Origin of the sequence: Pseudoalteromonas sp. H71, from assembly GCF_001468485.1 — a bacterium.
In the GTDB taxonomy this organism is placed as follows: domain Bacteria; phylum Pseudomonadota; class Gammaproteobacteria; order Enterobacterales; family Alteromonadaceae; genus Pseudoalteromonas.
Map to the genome: position 1 here is coordinate 135812 of NZ_LODI01000024.1, position 6000 is coordinate 141811.

At 44.5% G+C, this 6000-nt stretch carries 4 protein-coding genes; all 4 read left to right on the forward strand.

The genetic code is table 11. The features are described from left to right. The first annotated feature begins 20 nt into the window (after positions 1-20). The gene (locus ATS71_RS11865) at positions 21-716 is read left to right on the forward strand and encodes an aspartate/glutamate racemase family protein (protein WP_058405013.1); all 696 of its coding nucleotides are present in this window, start codon (positions 21-23) and stop codon (positions 714-716) included. Positions 717-912: 196 nt separating this feature from the next. Next, positions 913-1410, forward strand: a complete 498-nt coding sequence (locus ATS71_RS11870) for a (2Fe-2S)-binding protein (RefSeq protein ID WP_006791476.1) — start codon at positions 913-915, stop codon at positions 1408-1410. After that, entirely contained in the window at positions 1407-3668 is a 2262-nt protein-coding gene (locus tag ATS71_RS11875; RefSeq protein ID WP_058405014.1) for a xanthine dehydrogenase family protein molybdopterin-binding subunit, read from the forward strand. The genes ATS71_RS11870 and ATS71_RS11875 overlap by 4 nt, the downstream gene beginning before the upstream one ends. A gap of 182 nt (positions 3669-3850) precedes the next feature. Further along, positions 3851-6000 (forward strand): PKD domain-containing protein (locus tag ATS71_RS11880; protein ID WP_235591477.1); only part of this gene is annotated, 2150 nt, incomplete at its 3' end.

The following is a 6000-nucleotide window of genomic DNA, read 5'->3' on the forward strand; positions in this document are numbered from 1 at the left end:
GTAAACTAAAAGGCAATTTTATGAAAACGATTGGTATGCTTGGTGGTATGAGTTGGGAGTCAACTACTATTTATTACAAAGCGTTAAACCTGGGCGTAAAAGATGCGCTGGGCGGGCTGCATAGTGCCAAAATTTGTATGGTGAGTGTTGATTTTGCAGAAATTGAAACGCTGCAGCACCAAGGTGATTGGCCACAAACAGCTAAGTTACTTACCGAGGCGGCTAAATCAGTAGAGGCAGCTGGTGCTGATTTTTTACTTATTTGCACCAACACCATGCACAAAGTGGCTGACCATATCGCCAGTAATCTTAGTATTTCTATTTTACATATCGCTGACGCAACCGCAGATCAGTTAAAACACGATAAAATAACGCGAGTATGGTTGTTGGGCACGCAATTTACAATGGAGCAAAACTTTTACAAAGGGCGGTTAACCGATAAGCATAACATTGAAGTGTTAATACCCGAGCCTAATGAGCGAGCGCGTGTACACGACATAATTTATAATCAGTTATGCCAAGGCATTATTAATGAAGAAGCGCGAACTGAGTTTATAAATATTATTGAGCGGATGTTTGAAAAAGGCGCACAGGCCATTGTTTTAGGCTGTACTGAAATTGCTTTATTGGTAGAGCCGCAACATACAACCGTGCCGCTTTACGATACCACGCAAATTCATGCGCAGGCCGCGGTTAAGTTAGCACTAACTAAATAACGAGCATTTAGTTTATGCATAAAACCGCCATAGGGCGGTTTTTGCGTTTAGCGACTTGCCAAAGCTTATTACAGCCACTTACCGATAAAAATTTCAATAAACCAATGCTAAGTGGTAGGCTAAAAAAGTAGCAAGTATTCAAACCGTTCTCGCGCAACAAGGCATTCCTTTAAAGCGCTTTGCCAAGGAGTTAAATATGATCACGCTTACCGTTAATGGTAATAAACATGAGTTTACAGGCGATCCGTCAACGCCTGTGCTTTGGTATCTTCGAGATGAATTAAATTTAACCGGGCCTAAGTTTGGTTGTGGTATGGCGCAGTGTGGTGCGTGCACTATACATATTGATGGCGTAGCGCAGCGCTCGTGTGTATTACCGGTATCGGCTGTAGTAGGGCGCAATATTACCTCTATTGAAGGATTAAGCGAGCAAGGCGACCATCCTGTGCAAAAAGCCTGGGTTGAGCATAAAGTGCCGCAGTGTGGGTTTTGTCAGTGCGGGCAAATAATGCAAGCGGCAAGCTTGTTAGCAGCTAACCCCAATCCAACTGATGATGAAATAGTGAGTAATATGTCGGGCAATATTTGTCGTTGTGGTACATACCCACGTATTCATAAAGCGATTAAGTCGGCGGCTAAAACTATTGCGGGCGTTGAATATTTTGACCCAAATGAGCAAGGGGAAGAAGTATGAAAAACGACAATACGTACTTTGACCTAAACCGCCGCCAATTTTTAAAAACCAGCGCAATAGGTGCATTAGTATTAGGCACTTACTTTGTAGGCAGTGCTCCAAGAGCGTTTGCAGGCGTGTTAGAACAACCCTCTGAGCAAGCAAAGCGTGCCAACTTATTCATAGCACTGCGCCCCGATGGCATGGTTGAAATAACCTGTCACCGCTCTGAAATGGGCCAACAAATTCGTACCGCCATTGCTCAAATTGTGGCAGACGAAATGGAAGCTGCGTGGGATAAAGTAGTGGTTATTCAAGGTAAAGGCGACCCTAAATACGGGGATCAAAATACCGATGGCTCGCGCAGTATTCGCTACAACATGCAGCGCCTGCGCGAAATGGGCGCAAGCGTACGTTATATGATGCAGCACGCAGCTGCTAAATATTGGAAAGTTGAGCCGCAAACCTGTACAGCTAATCAGCACGTGGTTACCCACAGCTCAGGCAAAACGCTTGCCTACAAAGACTTAATAGATCTCGCGCTTGGCATTACTCCGCCTGAGCCTGACAAGCTATCACTTAAAACACGTAAAGAATGGCGTTATATAAATACCGGTATGGCGCACATAGATTTAACCGATTTAGTAACCGGTAAAGCCACATTTGCTGCCGATGTACGCGAACCAAAAGCGCTGGTGGCTATTATTGAGCGCCCGCCGGTAGTAGGTGGTGTGGTTAAATCGTTTGATGCTAGCGCCGCTAAAGCAATTAATGGCGTAGTTGATGTTATTGAAATGCCTGCACCAAAAGGTGCACCGCAATTTCAGCCAAAAGGCGGCATTGCTATTGTTGCTAAAAACACCTGGGCTGCATGGCAGGCGCGTAAAGCACTAAAAGTGGTGTGGGATGATGGTAAAAACGGCGATTATAATTCAGAGAGCTTTAAAAAGTCGTTACTGCAAACAGTGAGTGAGCCGCAAGCGCATGTGCGCGAAAAAGGCGATACCATGGGCGTGTTGGCTAAATCGAGCAATAAATTAGTTGCCGACTATTACGCGCCGCATTTAACTCAAGCACCTATGGAGCCACCTTGCGCCACGGCAATGTACAATAAAGACAGTGTAGATATTTGGGCTGCAACGCAAAACCCGCAAGCCGATATGAAAACTGTGGCCGCACTACTGGGTATGGACGAGAGTAAAATTAACGTACATGTCACCATGTTAGGTGGCGGGTTTGGGCGTAAATCAAAACCTGATTTTTCGGCAGAGGCCGCCTACATTTCAATGAAAGTAGGGCAACCTATACGCGTACAATGGACGCGAGAGGATGATATTCAACACAGTTTTTATCATGCGGTATCGGCTCAACATATTGAAGCGTCACTCAATGAAAAAGGTAATATTGAGGCTTACTTGCATCGCACGGCGTTTTCGCCAATTATGTCTACCTTTCAAGAAGGGGCATCTGCACCTGGTGGCTTTGAGCTAGACCTAGGTTTTACTGATAATCCAATTTTAACACCCAATATGAAACTGGAACGAGGTGAAGCACCAGCAAAAGCCCGAATAGGCTGGATGCGCTCGGTCACAAATATTTTCCATGCGTTTGCCGTGCAGTCATTTATAAATGAGGCTGCCCACAAGGCGGGTAAAGACTCAAAAGATTATTTATTGGAAACCATTGGGCCAGCGCGTACTATCGATTTCGCAAGCCAGAACGCAAACTATAATAACTACGGTGGCGATAAAGCGGTTTATCCACTTGAAATAAGCCGTTTGCGTCATGTTATTGAAAAAGCAGCGAGTATGGCAAATTGGGGGAGAACACTGGCAAAAGGGCGCGGGTTAGGCATTGCAGCGCACCGCAGCTTTCTAACGTATGTGGCAACGGTTGTAGAGGTAGAAGTATCTGATGCTGGCGACTTAAACGTGATTAAATCGTGGGTGGCTATTGATGCGGGTACGGTTGTAAATACCGATACCGTTAAAAACCAAACGCAAGGTGGCTCTATTTACGGGATTACCACTGCAATTAGCGATGGTATTACTTTTGATAAAGGCCGCGTGCAGCAAAGTAATTTTCATGATTACCGCGTACCGCGTATGAGCGATTCACCACTAGAGGTAGAAGTAGAAATAATACAAAGCGATGCACCACCAGCAGGCGTAGGCGAGCCCGCAACGCCGGTTTATGCTCCTGCATTGTGTAACGCTATTTTTGCAGCTTGTGGTAAGCGCATTAGGCAACTGCCTATAGGTAACCAATTAAAAGCGTAAATAACGTCCTTTTTAGCCGTTAAACAAAAAAACCGCCATAAGGCGGTTTTTTGCTGGCTCATTTAAATTAATTTTTTGTTATTCAACCTTTAACTTCTAGCTCTAATTGTACAAAAATTATTTCTTTGTCTAAGCTAAAAATCTAGTTAATAAATGCTTGGCTTGTTTGAGGAAATTACACTATGCGTATATTTTTGCTCTTTTTAATCTTTTTGTTGAATGGCTGCGGTAGCGATACATCGGATAACCCAGTAGACGGTGGTACTAATGCAGGTACAGATGCCGTTATACCCATTGCAAATGCAGGCCATTCTGTGCAATTGCAAAAAGGAGCAACGGTAGTTCTAAATGGCGGTGGTTCATATGACCCTGATGGCGCTGCTTTGACCTACAGCTGGAGCATTGTTAGCGCGCCGCCAAGTAGTACGAGCGAATTAAGTGATACAGCATCTCCATTTCCAAGCCTTTTTCTTGATGAAGCAGGAAGTTATGAAGTAGCGCTTGTTGTAAATAATGGAACAATTGATAGTGCTCCCAGTACAGTTATTATTAGTGATACCGATTCAATGCCAGTAGCGAATGCGGGTCCTGACCGTCGGGTATCTGGCAGTCAACCAGTTATGTTAGATGGTAGCCGAAGCTCAGATAGTGATGGTGACCAACTATCTTATGAGTGGTCAGTTATTAGTAGCCCTGCAGGTAGTAATGCCGCTATTACAAATGCTACTAGCCCTTTTGCTCTATTAACACCAGATATTGCAGGTGACTATCAGGTACAACTTATTGTTAGTGATGGTGTTTTACAGAGCGCTGCCGATACTGTTTTAATAAGCGATACCAACGTCGCACCTGTAGCAAATGCAGGAGCTCACCAGACCTATGAGGTTGGAAAAACCATCCGATTTGATGGTTCGGGTTCTAGCGATGCTGATGGAAACGCATTGAGTTATCAATGGCGAATAGTATCAGCTCCAGTTGGAAGTACAGTTGAAATCCAGAATGCAACGTCTGTTATTTCAACATTAAGCCCAGATGTAGCCGGTGATTATGTTGTCTCTTTAACAGTAAATGATGGCGTTTATGATAGTAGTCCAAGTAGTGTCATTTTACATCGCACAAATCAAGCGCCTATTGCAGACGCAGGTCGTCATTTAAGTGGTCAAATTGGTCAAGTTATACACCTTGATGGTTCTGCATCGATAGATGGTGATGGCGATAGCATTCAACCTCGTTGGTCTATTATTTCCAAACCAAAGGCGTCTTTGGCGCAATTATCAGATATTGATTCTTTTCATCCTGTTATAACGCCAGACGTAAGTGGCGACTACGTCGTTCAGCTTATAGTTTACGATGGGCAATATTTAAGTACCGCAAGTACAGTGACTATCTCAACGTCTAACCTTCCGCCAACTGCGAATGCCGGTCCTTCGCAACTTGCTTCTACAGGTCAAATTATTCACCTGGATGGCTCACGTTCTAGTGATCCTGAAGAGAGTGGGTTAGGTTATCAATGGAGTATTATTTCGATACCAACAGGTAGTGCAGTCACGCTGTCTGACTCCAACGTTGTTGCCCCGTCATTTACACCAGACTTAGCGGGGGACTTTATTTTTCAGCTTGTTGTTTCCGATGGTGTACTAACGAGTTCACCTGCGACCGTGATTGTTACTGATAAGGATTTACCACCGACTGCTAATGCCGGAAATGACCAATCCGCCGGCACGGGGTCATCAGTCAAACTAGATGGTTCTTTATCGAGTGATCCTGAGTTACAAGCACTCAGTTACCAATGGGTTTTATTGTCTAGCCCGGCAGGTAGTGGTAGCACTATTATGGATGCGAACCGTCCTATTGCTTCGCTTACCCCAGATCGCTCAGGTGATTATGTTGCGCAATTAACCGTAACGGATGCATTGGGCCAGCGTGATAGTGATGTGGTTATTGTTCGTGATGCTGCAAAAAATACATTACCAGTGGCGGATGCAGGGCGCGATATACAAGTTGATTTAGGTGCTAAGTTTGTACTCGATGGGTCAGGGTCGAGTGATGCTGATGGCGACATATTATCGTATAGCTGGGCAATTGTAAGCAGACCCGCAGGGAGCGTTGCACAACTGAACAATGCAACTTCTGCCAACCCTGACTTAACGCCTGATGTTGAAGGTGATTTCATTATTCAGTTAGTGGTTAGCGACGCTAAAAGTGTGAGTATTCCTGATGTTATTATTATTCACGATAAAGAGCGAAATTTAGCGCCTAATGCTTATATTAGTATTACACCACAGGGATTTGTAGGCACGCTTTATAACCTTGACGGTAACCAAAGCTCTGA

Coding starts and splice junctions, on each gene's coding strand:
- ATS71_RS11865 (WP_058405013.1), top strand. CDS start 21: ATGAAAACGATTGGTATGCTTGGTGGTATGAGTTGGGAGTCAACTACT.
- ATS71_RS11870 (WP_006791476.1), top strand. CDS start 913: ATGATCACGCTTACCGTTAATGGTAATAAACATGAGTTTACAGGCGAT.
- ATS71_RS11875 (WP_058405014.1), top strand. CDS start 1,407: ATGAAAAACGACAATACGTACTTTGACCTAAACCGCCGCCAATTTTTA.